The organism is Streptomyces sp. M-16 (assembly GCF_052114405.1).
Classification (GTDB): Bacteria; Actinomycetota; Actinomycetes; order Streptomycetales; family Streptomycetaceae; genus Streptomyces.
The window spans coordinates 1-2,438 of record NZ_JBFRER010000271.1 but is presented as its reverse complement, the minus strand read 5'-3'; the positions used below and the strand labels follow the sequence as shown (position 1 = coordinate 2,438).

Genomic DNA, 2,438 nt, shown 5'->3' with positions numbered 1-2,438 from the left:
GGGCGGCCGCGCCCGCGGCCGCTCCCGGCGGGCCGGCTCCCCGGGCAGCGCTCACCCCTGGAGCGGGAGGTCAGTCACTCGCCAGCAGCTCGTCGGCGTCCATGATCCGGTAGGCGTAGCCCTGTTCGGCCAGGAACCGCTGGCGGTGCGCGGCGAAATCCTGGTCGATCGTGTCGCGCGCGACGACCGAGTAGAACCGCGCCTCGTGCCCGTCCGCCTTCGGCCGCAGCACCCGGCCCAGGCGCTGTGCCTCCTCCTGTCGCGAGCCGAAGGTGCCGGACACCTGGATGGCGACGGTGGCCTCGGGCAGGTCGATGGAGAAGTTGGCGACCTTCGAGACGACCAGCACGCTGATCTCGCCCTCGCGGAACGCGTCGAAGAGCTTCTCGCGCTGCGCGTTGGAGGTCTCGCCCTTGATGACGGGCGCGTCCAGGTGCTCGCCCAGCTCGTCGAGCTGGTCGATGTACTGGCCGATGACCAGGGTCTGCTCGCCCTGGTGCTTGCGCACCAGCGCCTCGGTGACCTTGCGCTTCGTCGCGGTCGTCGCGCAGAAGCGGTACTTCTCCTCGGTCTCGGCGGTCGCGTACGCGAGCCGTTCCGACTCGGTGAGGTTGACGCGGACCTCCACGCAGTCGGCGGGCGCGATGTAGCCCTGCGCCTCGATCTCCTTCCAGGGCGCGTCGAACCGCTTCGGCCCGATGAGCGAGAACACGTCCGACTCGCGGCCGTCCTCCCGTACCAGGGTCGCGGTCAGACCGAGCCGGCGGCGGGCCTGGAGATCGGCGGTGAACTTGAAGACGGGGGCGGGCAGCAGGTGCACCTCGTCGTAGAGGATCAGCCCCCAGTCCCGGGAGTCGAAGAGCTCCAGGTGGGGGTAGACGCCCTTCCGCTTGGTGGTGAGGACCTGGTACGTGGCGATGGTGACCGGGCGGATCTCCTTGCGGGTGCCGGAGTACTCGCCGATCTCCTCCTCCGTCAGCGAGGTCCGCTTGATCAGCTCGTGCTTCCACTGGCGCGCGGAGACCGTGTTGGTCACCAGGATCAGCGTGGTCGCCTTGGCCTTGGCCATGGCCCCCGCGCCGACCAGGGTCTTTCCGGCGCCGCAGGGCAGTACGACCACCCCGGAGCCGCCGTGCCAGAAGCCCTCGACCGCCTGCTGCTGGTACGGGCGCAGCGCCCAGCCGTCCTCGACGAGGTCGATGGCGTGGGCCTCGCCGTCGACGTACCCGGCGAGGTCCTCGGCGGGCCAGCCCAGCTTCAGCAGGGTCTGCTTGATCTGCCCGCGCTCGGAGGGGTGCACGGCCACGGTGTCGGCGTCGAGCCGGGCCCCCACCAGCGGGATGATCCGCTTGGACCGCAGGATCTCCTCCAGCACGGGCCGGTCGGTGCTGGTCAGGACCAGTCCGTGGACGGGGTGCTTGGAGAGGGTCAGGCGCCCGTAGCGGGCCATGGTCTCGGCGACGTCGACGAGCAGGGCGTGCGGGACGGGGTACCGGGAGAACTCGACGAGCGCGTCGACGACCTGCTCGGCGTCGTGCCCGGCGGCCCGCGCGTTCCACAGCCCGAGCGGGGTGATCCGGTAGGTGTGGATGTGCTCGGGCGCCCGCTCCAGCTCGGCGAAGGGCGCGATGGCCCGGCGCGCGGCACCGGCGAGCTCGTGGTCTACCTCCAGCAGGAGGGTTTTGTCGCTCTGGACGATGAGAGGCCCGTTCACAAACGCCCCTTTCCGGCGTGGGTGCCCGTCCGGACGAGGACGGGCAAACCTCCAGTCTGCCGTATCGCCGGGCGGGCGGGAGGGTTCTGCGCCGCGCGGACGGCCCGGCGCCCGCCCGGCGTCCTTGGCCCTTCGGCAGCGGGCGGGCCGACTACGCGCCCAGGTGAGGCAGCGGGCCCGCCGGGTACGGGGTTTCGACGGGCAGGAGGGCCCGGGCCGCGTCGGTGTCGCCGGCCCGGAGCAGTCCGTGGATCTCCCGGGCCAGCGGGGTGACATCGCGGATGGAGACCGTCCACTCGTCGGCGTAGGCCCGCGAGAGGGGGCCCGACAGCCCGAGCTGGAGCGAGCGGTACGGCAGCGGGTTCAGGTGCGGGTCGCGTTCCGGATCCCACTGGACCCGGGCCGACGTGCTGCGCACCGACTCCTTCCAGGTTTCGCGGTCCGCGTGCACGGCGGGGGCGTAGTGCGAGAGGCAGGCGCCGGCGAGGGCCCGGTCGAAGCCCGCGCGGGTGATCTCGACGGCGAGCACGGTCTCCTGGTCGGTCTTGGTGGCCCAGCCGCAGCGGTACATCATCCACAGGAACGACGGTTTGATCCACGTCATCCGCTCGCGCTTCCAGGCGGGCGGGAAGCGGCCGTCGCGGGCCGCCGGGAGGCCGAGGGCGGGGGAGTAGGCCTGGTAGACCGTGATCGTGGTGTCGGTGTGGGCCGCGCGGATCCGGTG

Annotated in this window: 2 protein-coding genes; both read right to left on the bottom strand. The window is 71.9% G+C overall.

What is annotated here, in order from left to right; all coding sequences use genetic code 11:
* Nucleotides 1-70: 70 nt before the first annotated feature.
* Entirely contained in the window at nucleotides 71-1,714 is a 1,644-nt protein-coding gene (locus AB4039_RS42000; protein ID WP_266840752.1) for a DNA repair helicase XPB, read from the bottom strand.
* 151 nt (nucleotides 1,715-1,865) lie between these two features.
* On the bottom strand, nucleotides 1,866-2,438 hold a 573-nt coding region (locus tag AB4039_RS41995), incomplete at its 5' end, for a DUF4291 domain-containing protein (RefSeq protein WP_442273279.1).